The sequence below is a fragment of the Pigmentiphaga aceris genome, assembly GCF_008119665.1.
GTDB classification, from domain to species: Bacteria; Pseudomonadota; Gammaproteobacteria; order Burkholderiales; family Burkholderiaceae_B; genus Pigmentiphaga; species Pigmentiphaga aceris.
The window spans coordinates 1,744,560-1,760,396 of sequence record NZ_CP043046.1; the positions used below are offsets into that span (position 1 = coordinate 1,744,560).

At 57.1% G+C, this 15,837-nt stretch carries 12 protein-coding genes; 5 read left to right on the forward strand and 7 right to left on the reverse strand.

Annotated features, from left to right (window positions below; translation table 11 throughout):
• Positions 1 to 97 precede the first annotated feature (97 nt).
• The 7 genes from FXN63_RS07310 to FXN63_RS07340 form a co-directional block, all read right to left on the reverse strand.
• The gene (locus tag FXN63_RS07310; protein WP_148814052.1) at positions 98 to 1,498 is read right to left on the reverse strand and encodes an ATP-binding protein; all 1,401 of its coding nucleotides are present in this window, start codon (positions 1,496 to 1,498) and stop codon (positions 98 to 100) included.
• Complete coding sequence (locus tag FXN63_RS07315; protein ID WP_148814053.1) at positions 1,495 to 6,363, reverse strand: NACHT domain-containing protein; 4,869 nt, start codon at positions 6,361 to 6,363, stop codon at positions 1,495 to 1,497. Before FXN63_RS07315 ends, FXN63_RS07310 begins: the two co-directional genes overlap by 4 nt.
• Positions 6,364 to 6,677: 314 nt before the next feature.
• Positions 6,678 to 7,547 carry a hypothetical protein gene (locus FXN63_RS07320; RefSeq protein ID WP_148814054.1) on the reverse strand — a complete coding sequence of 290 codons (870 nt, stop codon included), beginning with the start codon at positions 7,545 to 7,547 and terminating at the stop codon, positions 6,678 to 6,680.
• The gene (locus FXN63_RS07325) at positions 7,544 to 8,773 is read right to left on the reverse strand and encodes a tyrosine-type recombinase/integrase (protein WP_148814055.1); all 1,230 of its coding nucleotides are present in this window, start codon (positions 8,771 to 8,773) and stop codon (positions 7,544 to 7,546) included. The genes FXN63_RS07320 and FXN63_RS07325 overlap by 4 nt, the downstream gene beginning before the upstream one ends.
• A gap of 477 nt (positions 8,774 to 9,250) precedes the next feature.
• Entirely contained in the window at positions 9,251 to 9,667 is a 417-nt protein-coding gene (locus tag FXN63_RS07330) for a hypothetical protein (protein WP_148814056.1), read from the reverse strand.
• Positions 9,668 to 9,730: 63 nt separating this feature from the next.
• On the reverse strand, positions 9,731 to 10,222 hold the full coding sequence (locus FXN63_RS07335) for a hypothetical protein (protein ID WP_148814057.1): 492 nt from the start codon (positions 10,220 to 10,222) through the stop codon (positions 9,731 to 9,733).
• A 244-nt stretch (positions 10,223 to 10,466) separates the two neighbouring features.
• The gene (locus FXN63_RS07340; RefSeq protein WP_222864008.1) at positions 10,467 to 11,165 is read right to left on the reverse strand and encodes a DUF6037 family protein; all 699 of its coding nucleotides are present in this window, start codon (positions 11,163 to 11,165) and stop codon (positions 10,467 to 10,469) included.
• Positions 11,166 to 11,347: 182 nt separating this feature from the next.
• Between FXN63_RS07340 and FXN63_RS07345 the strand changes: the two genes are divergently transcribed.
• The 5 genes from FXN63_RS07345 to FXN63_RS07365 all read left to right on the forward strand — a co-directional run bounded on the left by FXN63_RS07345 (position 11,348) and on the right by FXN63_RS07365 (position 15,791).
• Entirely contained in the window at positions 11,348 to 11,959 is a 612-nt protein-coding gene (locus tag FXN63_RS07345; protein WP_148814058.1) for a hypothetical protein, read from the forward strand.
• A gap of 170 nt (positions 11,960 to 12,129) precedes the next feature.
• On the forward strand, positions 12,130 to 13,443 hold the full coding sequence (locus FXN63_RS07350; protein WP_148814059.1) for a M20/M25/M40 family metallo-hydrolase: 1,314 nt from the start codon (positions 12,130 to 12,132) through the stop codon (positions 13,441 to 13,443).
• Positions 13,444 to 13,471: 28 nt separating this feature from the next.
• Entirely contained in the window at positions 13,472 to 13,882 is a 411-nt protein-coding gene (locus tag FXN63_RS07355) for a hypothetical protein (RefSeq protein WP_148814060.1), read from the forward strand.
• Positions 13,879 to 14,571, forward strand: a complete 693-nt coding sequence (locus tag FXN63_RS07360) for an ABC transporter ATP-binding protein (RefSeq protein WP_148814061.1) — start codon at positions 13,879 to 13,881, stop codon at positions 14,569 to 14,571. The genes FXN63_RS07355 and FXN63_RS07360 overlap by 4 nt, the downstream gene beginning before the upstream one ends.
• The gene (locus FXN63_RS07365; RefSeq protein ID WP_148814062.1) at positions 14,568 to 15,791 is read left to right on the forward strand and encodes an FtsX-like permease family protein; all 1,224 of its coding nucleotides are present in this window, start codon (positions 14,568 to 14,570) and stop codon (positions 15,789 to 15,791) included. Before FXN63_RS07360 ends, FXN63_RS07365 begins: the two co-directional genes overlap by 4 nt.
• The last annotated feature ends 46 nt before the right edge of the window (positions 15,792 to 15,837 follow it).

Genomic DNA, 15,837 nt, shown 5'->3' on the forward strand with positions numbered 1-15,837 from the left:
ATACGGTGCTAAGTCAATCTGCACGTTTGATCGAACAACGCGTTACTCTAACCACAGCCGTGGCCAGGCCAATGCTGCTACGGAAGCGGTAACATCGTTAGCGGCCACAGGGCAAAGCAACCCGCTCTTCTTGTGTCCAGCACCGCTCAAAAAATACACAGGCCTGGCAGCAGGTCCGGCTGTCAATGGCTTGGATGAGGCACCGCTCTGCGCGACGGTCCTGAACGACTTGGTGCGCGCAGTGATGACGCTGGGAATCCACAAAGAATGCCGGGGGGGTGACTGAGCGAACGCTGATGGCCGATTGCATTGCGGCGTCGGCCCCGCATTCGGCCCAGCTATGGAAGCGGCATCCTTGGACACGGGGCTCTTCAAGGAGAAAATGCATCCCGCTGCCAGTGGCGACAAGCCATTCGTCCGGTTCCGTAAGTCCGCCGACTGGCGCCTTTGATAAATCGCCGCGACGGAAACCGGGAAACGCCGAAAGCTCGGCTGACGAAAGCACACCGCCAAGCTCTGTTCCACACGCTGCAATCAGCGCGGCGCCACGCGCACGAATCTCATCCAAATGCGGACTCAGTGTTTCTACGCCACCATTATCCTGTCTGTAGTCGAGTTCGACGGCGGTGTCATTGTCGATTACGGTAAAGACAGCGTTGTCTTTACGAGCAACGAACAGGGCTGGATAGATCAGGATGCGCGGTCGACGAGCGAACAGTTTGCTGCCGGTTCGCTCGTAGTGAACATGCACGCCCTGAAATGCTCCCTCGACATCGCTCAGCTCCAGGAACTGCCGAAGTTGCGCGGGACGTAAAGGCACTGGTGCGTCTTGAGTGAGCGCCGAGCGATGGAGAAGCTCGAAAATGTGTTCCGCCTGCGCCTTGAACTGTGACCGAGGGAATATCGCAATGTCATCTGGCCGTCCGGCGCGCAGGAAGGTTTGCACTGGGGCACTGAACACAACCATCCACTCACCGCTAATGATTACAGCTCTAGGCAAGTCATGGAAATACTGTTCCTTGATAGTCTTTACATAGCCGCTGACCTGGCGCAGATAGCTGTCCCACTCAGCGATAACCGGCGATGTATCGGCGCTCTTCCCATCGCGAATATGCTGGATTGCAACAACGAGCAATGCGGCTTCGCTGGCATACTGACCATCTCCACGAGCCGAAATCGCAGGCTTGTCCCAAGCTTTGGCTTCGACCAGCAGGAGAGGGGAGCCAGAAATATCGACGACTCCGACGTAGTCCATAAACTTCGTGGTGTCGGCCTGGAGACGGGCCTCCTCAAGCACATTGCCCCCTGCGCCGCGTCGCCATCCGAGATGATCCAGCAGTTTATCGACGAAGATCAGCCGCGTATCGTGTTCATGGGGACGGCGGTCCGGGTCGGGGTGGGCGAACGGATCTCGCAGTCTTGTAAGTTCCCACTCGACCGCATTGAGGAGGTCGTCAAGATCTCGCTTGAAGAGGTTTTGAAGCGCTAGCCGGTTCACTGGATCAGTTCCGGCAGGCGATAAAGCAGGCGTCGCGCTTCCGGCCATCCTACTTCTAGGAAAATCTCTAGGCAGTCAACGAGGGCCGCACGCCGAGTCGAATCCTCGAAAATTTCCTTGTGGTCTGCGAGGAATACACCAATCAGCCGAACAAGAAGGTCTACGCCAAGAGACTCGTGTTCATAGCCCGATCGGCTGCCACCTAGCAAAAGGCTGGCCGCCAAATCGAAGGCGGCCTCTGCGTCCACTTCAACAAGGCGCTCTACAAGTTGGAGCAAGTAATAGGTCGTGTGCGGGTGCGCATATTTGCCAATCCGCTTGAGGAGGTCGGTGTTTTCCTGGAGGAACACATTGAGATCCGCGTGGCAAAGCGCCGTGTTGCCGAGCCGTCGACTAGAACCTGCGTCGATCGCAAAGAACATTTCCATACCCGCGGTGTTGATGAGGTGCGCGCACTCCTGCACCTCCGCGGCGGCGTGCGAGTCCGCGTCCGATATCTTCCCCGCAAGCCGGGAGTTCGCGGCATTAACGATGTCCGAGAAAAGCGCCTGAGCGCGCTGGCGGACATCAGCGTCCTTGTCGGGGATCTCGCCTGCCCCAGCAACAATGGCGTCGCGCAGGCTGCTCAGGACCCTCCTTACCTCTTCGGCATGCTGCCATGGCGCACTTGACCATCGGTCGAGAACGAGCTTTGCTTCCTTAGCTTGGTAGGCGACCCAAAGGACGGCGAGTTTATCTGCGATAGCTTTGTACAGCCGGCGTTCTCGATCTGACCCGGGGGACTCGCGCTGCAACAGAAAAAGCAGCAACTCTAAGCTCCGCTGCTGATCAGCGTGGATCAACTTTGAGATGACGTCGCCAAGCAGGTGTTCGATGATGGTCAAGTTGGGTTCGCGGGTTAGGCGGTCTGCCAGAAGCCGCCAGAATTGATCCCGATCGAGGTCCCAAATTTTGACGAGACGCATCGAGGCGTTAAGCCGGACTGCGGGATGGCTGTCAGACAGCAACTCCCTCGCGCGCGGCATCAGCTCGGGGTAGAGGTCCGCCCGTTGTGCGAATAGGTTCCAATAGGCTTGCGCAGCTTCGACCCGCGCTGCGGGGCTGCCCCAAGAGGCAGACTCTTCAAAACTTGCTTCCGTCTCAGCGCCCAGCGCTGGGCTCTCGGACCTACCAGCAATGTCTAGAAGCGCTATAAACGTCGCGTCTTGCTCCGGTGTTGGAGGTGCCTCCTTCGATACCAACAGCTGTTTCGATACGATGACATCACAGCCTTGGCCAATGACCGCCTCTGCGCTCCGCTGAAGACCGGGATGTGGCGCATTGCCGGCAAGGGAGTTTCGTATGGCCTGTAGGGCGGCTAGTGAGTCCTCGAGGGAGGCCACTGCTACATCTTCCGATTGCGCCTCGAGCCGGAGGAGTTTCTTCGCGATGTTGATGGCGTCAATAACTCGCGAGTTTTCTGGCGCTTCCTTGTCTAGGCCTTCGAGCCAGTGAAAATCCTCAGGAGTGCCAGCCAGGGTGCGAACGACGAAGAGCCGCTCATTTGTGGTGGTCTGGTCTTGGGGTATTTCCTCGAAGATCCGGCGCGCCTCGTCGGTGACAAGTTGGTCACGACCGATTGCCGAAAAAAGGCGTTCCAGGAAGGCCCGGCGTACCTCGATTGGATGTTTGAAACGCGAGAAGTCAAAGCCGAGCACAGTCCGTTCGAAAGTCTGTCGTTCCTGCGCTGACCGTCGGCCGATGCCTATCGCGACGAGATCAATTGCGTCCTTGCGGGTGTCGGAGAGGACAAGAAAGGGTTCGGTCACAGCAATGGCCCAGAGCTTGTCTACCAGGCCATCGGCGCGCTCGACGGCACAGAGGAACATACGTGACCAAAGAATTGCGAACGACGCTTCGTTGATCAAGATGTCGATCAAGACCAGAGCTTCGGTCTCCGTGGCGAATTTGAGGTGCGCGCGCAACTTTGAGACTAGGCTTTCCGCATCCCGGCCGTACCGGCTGTTTGGGTCATGTGCCCAGATGTAGCTGCGGTCTTCCCGCAAACGGATTGATCGGCCACTGACTTCAAGCTCGATGTCGCATGTGTCTTCGGATGGAGCATGCTCGCGAGCGACGTAGCCTTCAACTGCCGTGACGACGGCGCGGACTGCGGCTCGTGGGTGGGTTTGTAGAAATTTGGGCAAGTATTCGCCCAATGACCACCGTGCCATCCCGTAATCCTGCCGGGCGTTCGAAGTTAGGTTCAGGATTTGGCTTTGGCTGATCTGGGTCTGGCGATCCTCCGTAACCTCGTAGTCAAACACTACCCGGTAGATGTCAGTAACGAACTCTGGGTCGACGTCGCCGACCGCCGCAATTTTGTGGCAAACCGCGGGCACTTCCTGATGTCCAAACCGATCCAGTCGATTGCGGTCGAAGATCTGGACTAGCAGGGCTCGCGAGGCTTCGGTATCGGTGCCGTAGGTTGCGATAACGAAATCAATGGCGGACCTCACGATAAAGCCTGGATCAGGCTGGGCTAGCCCGTGCGCCAAGAGCGCGCGCGCGGCCCGCCCTAACATCTGCGTTAACCCGGCATCGTTAATTCGTCCGATAAGATTGTGAAGTAGGAAGCGAAGGGTGCTCGCCACCGTCGCCGGGGCTGTCGCTAGGCAATCGGCTAGATGAGCCCACGGCTCCAAAGGGAATTGCTTCTCGTCCTGGAGTCTCACGACAAAGGCGCCAGTAATATGTGACAGCGCCTTAGGTGCGATCTTATCCCCCGCGATAGCTCGATTACCTAACCAAAGGCAATCTTGTGCCGAAGTAGGAAACTCTGCTCCCAAACGCCCGGCTGTGCTACGGATAATCGGGTCTCCGTGCTCGTCGTTGATCAGGGTGCCGAGGATGCTCCAAAAACGCGCATGATCAATCTCAGACTCCCAAACTTCGCGCAGCACGAATCCGAGGGCTGGCGACAGCATTAGTCCCAGAGCCTCACTCTTGCTGAACTTATAGGCATCGCTGGCGATAGCGTTCGGATCGAGGGCCAGTCGCGCGGCTGCGTAGTCGAAGAGTAGGTGATGTCTAAACTGCACCCACCGCTGGCTATCAACGACAACTAGCACCCCCTCTTTGCATAGGGTGTCGATCATGGCCGGGTTGTCACCCGCCGCGTGGAGCGTAGGTGCGCGAAGCGCTCTCGCCTGGACCATTAGCTGAACCACACGGCTAAGCGCGATCTTCGCTGGTAATCCGTGACCTTCTACTCGGTGATCCCAATAGAGACGCAACAGGTCGGCTTGAGACGCAACTTCGTCCAGATGTTTAACCGCCTCAGCTGAGATCAGCTCACTGAGCAGCCGGGTATTGAACGGCACCATCGCCAAGTCGCGAAGTCGCGGTGGTGCCTTTGCAAGACATGTTGCCAATGCTGGCGATTGCTGGAGGAGTTGGTCAAATTCGACTTTGGTCCAGGGAGGCACTTGAATGTGCTGGATCTGGCCGAAAGAAGGGTCCGCAAGTAACACATCCGGCGGTGTGCCTTTGAACAGCGCACGGAACTGCTGACCCATGCGCAGGTCAAAATTGCGGATAGACGCGATAACATTCCAGCGTCCTTTCCGCTCTACAACTCGTTCGATAAGTGCGCGGAAGACGCCCTCACCGCGACCGCCGCGAGTCGCGTCCAGTGCATCAACAATGAGGTAGGCTGGCTCCAGTCCGTCCCAAGCCTCGAGCACATCGAGCAGTGGGTGCCGTAATCCAAGCTCAGCAGTTAGGCCTTCGAGACTCTCGATCGAGTAGCGATCAACAGCGAGTTGGAGGATATCTGCACCGTCGTTGCTTAGTTTGCGAGCAACAGCGTTCAGAACCCCACTCTTGCCGGCCCCAGGCTCGCCTATGATCAGCAGCGGACCGTTGCGCACTGCGGCTTCAATTGCGGCTTGGCAGTCGCGGCGCACAGACAGCGGCGCGCCACCGGCTACCTCGATCGTCTCATAGCTACTGAGTGCTTCGGCTATGCGTTTGGAGTGCCGCTTAAGGGCCTCAATGTCGGTGCGATATTCAGGAGGCGCGCTGAGCACGACGCCCCGGCGGGCGAGTAATTGCCGCAACGTGGGGAGGTCACCACCACCGCGGTCTTTCATCAGCTGGCCGCTAAGATCGGATAGGGCTGTGAAGGCGGTTGCGGCATCCACGTCCATGCCGAAGGCCTTGATAAGGGACCCGCCCGCCACTGCATAGCCTTGAGCGCCGTCAAAGGTGACGACGGCAACTAGCTTCGCCAACTCCCGCAGCAGGTTAGTGTCGAACGGGTTCATGGTGATACTCGCCCAGGCCCGCTCGACCAAGTTAGAGAACACCTGAAACGCCTGTTGCTGTGTTTGGTTAAGTGCCCCTCCGCCAGGTTGGGCGACAAGGCGGAGTGCAGCCGGTAGGTGGTCTCTAACCTGGCCTGAGGCCTGGGGACTCACAACTAGCACCAACCGGTCGCGGGCGGGATCGAGCGGCCGGTTCCACCCCATTGAACCGTCGCCCTGCCGAGCGACAAACCAATGGCGAACGAACTGCATGATCGTCTTGCTCAGTGGTGAGTTTGGCTCCTCACTCAGGCTTGCAGATGTTTTTGCCTGCACTGCGACGTAGCCGCCGTCGCTGGTTTTGATCAGCAGGTCGTCGACCGGAGCCTCGGTTTCGAATCGGATCCATTCCGGCATGGCAGCGCCAAGACGGAAGCTGTCATCAAACCGATCGCCTGCCAGTATCCAGGATGAGAACAGCGCTCCGAGCTGCTGCTCGAAACGAATGCCAGCACTGGTCGCAGCGCCACCGCCCCCAATTCGGTCAGTGGCGGGAAGATTTCGCGGCGTATGGGTCAAGGCATGTTTCCGGTCTGGAGCTAAGGATTGCGTAGTGATAACCGGGTTCGCAGACCGTGGCAATCAGAGAAGCTCACTATGCCTAGACAAAATGCGGCCGGACTTAGGGGCCGCGTTGCTTCCGCTGCCCTTAGGTGACCACGTTCCGTCTCCTGTAAGGACCATTACGCATCGACTCGCCAGGCTCCAGGACCGCTTCTAACCCAAGACAGTCTTGGTATCGATGGTCTGTGGTCGCTGTTGGCGGTGCAGAGGTAAACAGAGGCCTGGCCAAGTGTTGTGTCTACTAGCTGCTAAAGGGGATAGACCCAGGCTTAAGGTGTCATGTACGTCGTATCTTTCAGGTGTTCTGCCCATTCGTCGCGCCATTCACGCAGTTCACGCCGCCAGAAAATTGGCTTCAGATCGGCTAAATGAATGTCATGACGTTTGCTAATCGCAGATGCCAGCTCTATGGGGTGCCAGGTGGAGGCTTGAGCTCTGCAGCCTTTTTTGACACGTGCTTGCTGGAGCCATTTTGGTGGGTCGCCCAGCGTTACCTGCCAAGACTTAGTGTTTTTTCCGAGGACGTTTGCCAAGGCCGCACTCATGTCGCTGGTGGGAATCGGGGCGGGTCCGACGGGTAAAGGAATGCTACGCAAGGTGGTGAGTCTAGGCATTGCTTCTGGCTCCGGCGGTTCTCCCTGTTTCCCGAATAACCAAGCCAATGCGGCATCTTCCAAGCTTGTATCCGCAGTGTCATCTCCTTCGATGCAACTTTGGTGTTGAGCAAGAAAAAACCGCGTATTCAGCTCGAGCAGGAGCGCGTGTGTCTCAATCACAAGCTGGCGCGCGCTATCGCCGTTGCGACCAAGGTTCGCCAGTTTGTTCGGGTCAAGCCCATCAATGTCTTCATAGGACACGATCAGCGATGATCCGCTTCCAGGAAAACAAAAAGCCGCTAGCTCACGGACGGTAAAAGGGAATAACAGCGCAGGTTTCGATACGTCACGAAGTGGATGCCATGCCACTGCGTCGTACTCGGCTTCCAGCAGTTCAATGTCAATGATTTCTTCAATGGGGCGCAAGTAAACGCCGTCATCGCAGATCCGGTGATGCTCCATTGCCGTCGCACGGTCTTCGAAATCCAACCTCTTCAGCAACAATTCGAAGACTGCTCGGCCGTATTGTTGAGGTGTGCTCATGCCGCTACCTTTTCCAATTGCAATACGGAGGCGCCGCCAAGCGCTGCATCGCAGAACGCAGCCCACGATTGCATGAGCTTTATCCGCTTCGTGAACAGGTCGCCGCGCCGATATGCGGCTTCAACTTTGTTCTCGATTGCATGAGCCAACGCCATCTCCACAACTTCCCTGGGGTGGTTGGTTCGTTCTGATGCCCAGTCGCGGAAGGTGCTACGGAATCCGTGCGGCACTTCCTTTCGGTTCATCCTGCGCATCACCGCAGTCAGGCTCATGTCGGACAGTTTGCCGCCTCGTGGCGCAGTGAAGATCAACTCAGAACCCTCGATGCGCGGCAGCGAATGAAGAATGGTCAGGGCTTGTTCTGACAACGGAACGCGATGCTCTTTGCCCGCTTTCATGTGCTCGGCTGGAACAGTCCACACGGCTTCTCGAAAGTCGATTTCAGCCCACGTAGCTGCCCTGACCTCGCCTGATCTAGCGGCGGTCAGGATTTGGAATTCAAGCGCCCGCGCCGCCAAGCCCGCCCGTTCGCGCAGCGCTGGCATGAACGTGCTCATATCTGTCAGCGATACAGCGGGGTGGTGGACGACCTTGCTGATCTTTTCAGGCTTTGGCATCAGCTTGTCCAGTCGGCCGCGCCAGCGCGCGGGGTTCTCGCCGGATCGATAGCCACGCACCGTAGCCCAGTCCAGCACTTGTTCAATGCGTCCACGAAGCCGGGTGGCCGTCTCGGTCTTAGTGCGCCAGATGGGAGTGAGTACGGTCAGAATATGGGTCTGGGTCACATCCGCCACCAGCAGCTTGCCAATCACCGGATACGCATACGTTTCCAAGGTGTTTGCCCATTGCTGGCGATGTTTGGCGTTCTTCCACTCGTCACTCTTCGCGTCGATGAGCATCTGACATGCTTCTGCGAAGGTCACCGCTTTGGCCTGGGCGGCGCGTAGCGCGCTTTTGGCTTGCTGGCGATCAAGAATGGGATCGATGCCTTCTTCAATCTTGCTGCGCCCTATTCGGGCCTTCTCACGAGCTTGGGCAAGCGTTACGCTGGGATAGCCGCCGAGTCCCATGCGCCTACGCTTACTTCCTACCCAGGCACGTAGTACCCAGCTTTTTGCTGTGCCGACAATCTGTAGCTGTAGGCCCGGAACACCACCGACGGCATAAGCACCAGGTTCAACCAGCCGTGAAACTTCCAGCGCGGACAGCTCCTTGACCTTCTTCATCTATATGCCCACCTATAGGCCCAGCGATGCCGAGATTGTACGCGACCTTATGAGACTAAGTGGGAGTGCAGGTGAAGGTTTTTCCTAGGAGGATTGTGCCCAATGAGACTAACTGAGACTAAGGAAAGTTCTATCGCGGCGGACACACTCTCCGCCAGTGAAGTTCGTAAGGGCTTGATTCAGAAGGTTTTTTCGCTCTAATCATCCCCAGCTGTCAAAGCCATTGCATCGCATGCAGTGGCTTTTTGCACTTCTGGGCTCGTTCGCGCTGTGCAGTTCGTTGGTCAGGTCAATTTCTCAGGATGCTCTCGCTTGGGCTGTCTCCGAACCAGCGACATCCTGAACGTATTGATTCGCCAAGTGGTTTGCCGTCAGACAACGACTTATTTCGCCAAAGTAGCGTGGTTGCCCTGAATCGATAGTTCACAGCAGTCATCCGCCGAGCGAATTTGTATGACTGTCAGCTTATGGCCGATCTCAGTCAAAAACAATTCGTTGCCCAAGCTCAAATTCATTTTCATGGCAGTAGAACAGAATGATGGAGCTTTCTGGGGAGTAGGCCATCGCATCGTCGCGGGCGGGCACGAAAATATCCGACCAATTCTCTACGAAGAAGTTGCCGCTGCAACGGAAGCAATCATCCTCACCAAACACGACGACCAATTCCTGAATGCCAGAAATACGAAGCCGCAACCAGTCGGTAGCAGTTGATATACCCTCGTCTAACTCAAGCCGCTCAATTGAATCAACTGTCTGAGCATTCAAACCAAGGTGGCTTTTCGAATCATAAAGACCAACCAGCGTGTAAGCCTGACTAGCCTCACTAGCATCGAGCCAAGAAATGTCTTTCGAATGATGCTTGAGTTCTTCAATTCGCCAATGTTGGTTGCTCATAAATCTCAAGTCGAAAGACTAGTCGTAGGTCAAGCGGCAGCTTCCAGCCGGTGGGAGGCATCCTTAGGCAAGTGCCCGCCAAGCGGCGAGCTCCTGATCGGTAAGCGGCGGTCCCCATCCCCCATGAATTTCGGGTTGAAGCTGAATATATTGGCGGAGCTCGGGCGTTGTGACGCCGTGCACCTTGCAAATTTCCAAGACGTTTTGTAGTTGCCGCGTCGTCGCTGGCAGGTCGTTGCCATACCAAGTGACCGCGCTTGTTTCCACTACATGATCAACCAGCTTATTCAGCGGTTGAAGAACCTTTTGCGGAATAGCGTCCTGTACCTCCTGTGGCCAGTCATCTCCGAGGCCGGAAATGGGTAACGAAGCAAAACCACTTTCCCATGCAACGAAATTCGCTGGTTCGACCTGAGCCACTTTCCAGATATGTTCCACTAATGCGAACAATGCAGGATGCTCTATCTGGAACTGCCGACAGAACCGCTCTAGGCAGGTAACTGCAACGCACTGCTTGGCGACCACTGAAAGGGTATTAATCAAAGTATCTGTCATGAAATATCGAGCTATGTGCAAGATTCAGTTTAGCTGAAGGTGGTCGCTGCTAATATTAAGTGCATATTGTCGATAGTTGAGCACTGACCGCTTTCGGCCAGAAGGGGCTGGGAATATAAATCTGCCCCTTTCTAGTTGATGTTCAGTTACTCGGCAATCGAACCGCGCGTTCTCCACCGCGCACGGACAAAGTCTTCGAAGATATAGTTGTCCTGCAGCGGCAGACCATCTGCATGATCACAGACTATTTCGAAAGATCTTTAGTCCATGAGCCGCCAGTTTCTGTAGAGCTCCAACGTGATGAGGCATTCCGTTCTAGGCTATGACGTAAGGCATCAGGACCCAGGAGAAGCAGGGTCTTGTGCTGATTCTCAGCACTGGGTTTTTGGCCTTGCGTCCAGTACGACCAGCAATTGAAGTAAGGCTTTTCTCTGTCTTCGACGATGTCCGGACGTAAGCGCACGATGTCTGCAGGCTTCGGATGGGCCTTTTCCGTGGCTTGGGTGGGAATGGCATCGTTCAGCTGGGCGAGGAACTCTTTGGGCATCAGGCGGTGTCCACTTGAGCCATCCTCCTTGAGAACCTCCAAGAGGTCACTGTACATATCGCCTAGATAATCCCGAATCCGATAGCCTTTAATGACATCGAATCGGAAGAACCCTCGGACCTTGCCTCGGGCCGTAAGCGTGAGCACGAAAGAAGGCGTGTCCCGCGTGGAGAACAGGCAATCGAAGCTCGCCGCACCTGTTCTCACCAAAAACTGCTGCATGTCGCTACCAATTGCGATCATGCTGTTGTGAAGTTGCCTCAATGAGGTCATTTCCATCTGATGAACTCTCCTTAATCGGGGGCTTATAATAATGGAGAGAAAAGCAAAGAGGGCAGATTTATTTGCTGGGATACTGGCTGCTTCCAGTCGAAAGCGTTCGTGGCGCTTGTTCATGTAGGCCTCGGACACCTGGCATACCGGTTAATAGCGTGGGGAGTGCTGCAGTAGCACTGCGACGCGCGGCCAATAAGAAGTGAGGTGTCATACTACGTTTTCATTGCGGCCGCCTGCACGGAAAAATCAGTCGGACAGATTTTCTATTTATAATTTAACAAATATTATTCGAGCATTGACCCATGCTATCCGCACAGCAGGCCAGCGCCATCGTACTCGACCTTCACAAAGGTTTTCTCAGAGACGGTCAACCAGAGCGATTTGTCATTTATTATTGCGAACTTTCTTCGAATGGTGACTACTGGGTAATTCGCTGCAACAGCGAGGACTGCATAGTACATGGCAAAACCGAATATTGTTATGTCGGTGTGAATGCGCATCTTGTCGAGGTCAAAACTGGTAGACTTGAAACGGTAGTTAGTTCTATGAGCATTGAGGAATATCTGCAAGACAAGGGTGACCTTGAGGCAGCAGCGAGCAAAAGTTATGTGCTGGAGCCGTCATTTTCGAAGGAAAGCAAAGCGGAGGTGATCAACCTACGACAGAAACTGGCGAGCTCCTACACGGACACCTTTGCTCTTCTGTTAGGCGCGGGCCGACACTGGCTCACAGGAAAACGTAGACACCTTGAGCACGCTCAGAGATTACTTGCCATCGAAGGTATCGCGTCAGAGATTGGGCTACAGTCAAACCCAAAAGACGCCATAACTGTCGGGCCGGAGACCTGGCATATCGATGCGGTATTGAGGGCAATTCACAAAAGGCAAATTAACCTCCGCGAGTCAGATCGCTAGCGACAAGAGCGGCCCATCTTTCCGGCTTTTATGCATGGGTAAATGGTAGTTCTCGGCCGTAATGATAACTACTTGAACTCGTCCTTTTCTCAGTAGGTTAAAACGCCTAGTGAAGAGGACAGCTCCGACTGCTACATTCATCGGACCCTCACCATCTCCGGCTGAACCTGATGAAACCGCTTCGCTCGTCGTTCCCCTTGTCCGCTTTGTCGCTGGCGCTTGCTTGCGCTGCCCTGACCGCCGGCACCGCTCACGCCCAGAACCTTGACGCCGCAGCGGAGGTTAAGCGAGTGCTGGCCAGCCCGGTCTTCAAAAGCGCCGCGGCAACGATCGACAAAGAGCACGAACGTATCGTCGAGGAAGGCATCAAGCTGACCGAAATCCCCGCGCCGCCGTTCGGTGAAAAAGCCCGTGCGGAAGAATTCGCCAAGATGCTCCAGGCCGCTGGCCTGAGCGATGTGCAGATCGACCCGGAGGGCAATGTGCTGGGCCTGCGCAAGGGCACCCGCAGTGACGGCAAGGTGGTGGTCGTGTCGGCTCACCTGGACACCGTGTTTCCGGCTGGCACCGACGTGAAGGTCAAGCGCCAGGGTACCAAGCTGTATGCGCCTGGCATTGGCGATGACACCTTGAGCTTGGCGGTGCTGCTGGGCTTCGTGCGTGCGATGAAAGAAGCGGGCGTCAACACTCGAGACGACATTCTGTTCGTGGGCACTGTGGGCGAGGAAGGTCCGGGCGACTTGCGCGGCGTGCGTTATCTGTTCACCAAGGGCGCGTACAAGGACAAGATCAAGTCCTTCTTCTCGGTGGAGTCGGGCGACGTCAACCGGGTGACCAATGGCGGCGTGGGTTCCAAGCGCTACCGAATCACCTTCAGTGGCCCTGGCGGCCATAGCTACGGTGCTTTCGGCAGCGTCAATCCGATGTTTGCCCAGGCCCAGGCGGCGGCGGAATTTTCGCGCATCTTGGTGCCTGCCAAGCCCAAGACGACCTACAGCATCGGTTTGATCGGCGGCGGTACGTCCGTCAATTCGATTCCGGTAAGCAGCTGGATGGAAGTCGACATGCGCTCGGAATCGGTGGACGAACTCAAGCGTCTCGAAGACCGCATGCTGAAGATCATGCAGGAAGCGGCCGAAGGTGAGAACTTCGCCCGTTCCACGACTAACGCCAAGATTACGGTAGAGACCAAGCTCATCGGCGATCGTCCTGCGGGCAACACCGACATGAAGGCCGAGATCGTGCAGATTGCCACGGCGGCTATCGAGGCTGGCGGGTACAAGCCGGACTACAACTGGAGTTCCACGGACTCCAACATGCCGATGAATCTGGGCATTCCGGCCCTGACTATCGGTCGTGGCGATGTGGGCAAGAGCGGTCGCAGCCATTCGCTGGACGAGTGGACGGACGTTGAGAAGGGTCCGATGGTCAAGGCCATGACCACGTCGCTGAGTATCGTGCTTACCGCCACCGGCATGGAATAAGGAAGGCAGCAGTATGCAGCGGCGCCAATTGCTTCTCGGCACTGCCGCCGCCCTGATGCCGTTGGCATTGCGGGCGGAGGCGGTGCCGCGCATCCGGATGTTCGAGCTTTATCAGCCAGACCTGAGCTTTTCTGATCTTGCCAAAAAGCTTGCGGGCAAGCCCGTCACGATTCAGGGCTTCATGGCTCCGCATCTGAAGGTGGAGTCTGATTTCTTTGTGCTGTCGAACTCGCCGGTGGAAACCTGCCCGTTCTGTGAATCTGAAGACCAGTGGATCGACACCATCATTTTCGTGCGCATGAGAAAACGACAGGAAGCGGTCAACCCAGGCGCGTTGATTCAGGTCGTCGGGGTGCTGGAAATCGGTCCGCAAACCGATAGCACAACCGGCTTTGTCAGCCGTGTGCGGCTGGCCGACGCTACTTTCCAGCGCCTGTGAAACCGACACTGGAGGCGGTGGCGGTCAGCACCACGTTTGCCGATGCTGGCGGTGGCCGGATCGCTGCATTGGACAAGGTCGACGCGCGTTTCCTGCCGGGCCAGCTCAGCGTCATCGTTGGTCCGTCGGGGTCCGGGAAAAGCACCTTGCTGCATGCACTGGCGGGCATCGTGGTGCCTGAAGAAGGCCGCATCGTGTCCGATGCGGTAGACCTGAGCACCCTGGACGAAGCCAGGCGCGATGCCTGGCGATTGACCCACTGCGGCATGGTGTTCCAGGACTTCCGTTTGATCGATGAACTGGATGCGCTTGCCAACACTTTGTTGCCTGCCCAGTTCAAGCATGTACGCGTGCCAACGGCGCTTCGTCAGCGAGCGCAGTCACTGCTGACCGAGTTCGGTTTGCCGGCACGCTCGGGGCCGGTCGCACGGCTGTCGCGCGGTGAACAACAGCGGGTCGCATTGGCGCGTGCCATGTTGCTTGACCCACCGGTGCTACTGGCGGACGAGGCTACAGCCAGTCTGGACGCTGAAAACGGTCAGCGCATTGCCGATGCGCTGCTTGCGGTGGCGCGCACCGGCAAAACCGTGATTGCAGTTACCCACGACGACAAGCTGTCGGCACTGGCCGACCAGCGCATCATGCTGAAGGCGGGCAGGGTGGTCACTGCTGAGCAGACGCAAGCATGAACCCCTGGCCATTGATTCGAGCGGCCCTGGCGCGCTACCGCTGGAGCGCACTGGCGTTCATCCTGCTGGTAGCAGCGGGCGTGGCGCTTTCTGTCGCGTTGGTGTCGCAAGAGCGGGCATTGCGCAGCGGCAGCGCCCGCGCGGCAGATCGATTTGATCTGATCGTCGCAGCACCAGGCAGCCGCACCGACAGCCTGCTTTCCACCGTCTTCCTGCGGCCCGGCAGCAGTCAACTGCTTAGCCCGGCCTTCAGCGCTGCCTTGCTCAACGACACTCGCGGCAGCTTCGTGTCGCCGCTGGCGTTTGGCGATAGCTATCGTGGGCTACCGGTGGTTGGGGTGACCGCCGCGCTGGTGGATCATTTGTCGGGTGGTCTTGCCGAAGGACGCAGCTTTACCAGTCGAACCGAAGCCGTTGTCGGGTCAGCGTCACAGTTGAAGGTAGGGGAACACTTCCACCCCGCGCATGGCGTGCATCACAACGGCGAAGCACATGGTGGCGACGACGATCTGGATGCGCATGAAGTGGAAATCACCGTCGTCGGCCGCATGAAGCCAACTGGCTCGCCGTGGGATCGTGCAGTGATGGTGCCTGTCGAGTTGGTGTGGCAGACACACGGCTTGCCATCAGGTCACGCACCGACATCCACGCAGCTCGGGCCACCGTTTGATGCAGCCTTCACGCCCGGTATTCCGGCCGCAGTGGTGCGCACCGCGAACCTGGCTGAGGCTTACAAACTGCGGCGAGCCTACACGGGACGAGAGTCGATGGCCTTCTTCCCTGCGGAGGCATTGATTCAGCTGTATTCGGTGCTGGGTGATATTCGACAACTGATGAGCCTGCTGGCGGTCGTCACGCAGGCGCTGGTGCTGTCGTCGATCATTGCCAGCGTGTTCATCCTGTTTCGCCTGTTGACCCCGCAATTTGTGACCCTGCGCGCCTTGGGGGCACCGCGGCGTTTTGTGTTTGCGGTGGCTTGGGGATTCACTGCATCACTGATGATCGCGGGGATCGTGGCAGGACTCGTGGGCGGTTTCGGATTGTCGTTCGGCATCAGCTGGTGGCTTGCGACAGCGACCGGAATAAGCCTGCAGCCGCAGCTCGGCTGGACCGAGGTGTTGATGGCCGCAGTGCTGCTTGTCGTCGGTTTGGTATTGGCGGTTTTGCCGGCGTGGCGCTTGCAGCGCTTGTCACTCGCCGGGGCCTTGAAGGATTACTGACTGGATCGCCTCAGACACCAGTCGCTGACGCGTAGCTACGTCTGCG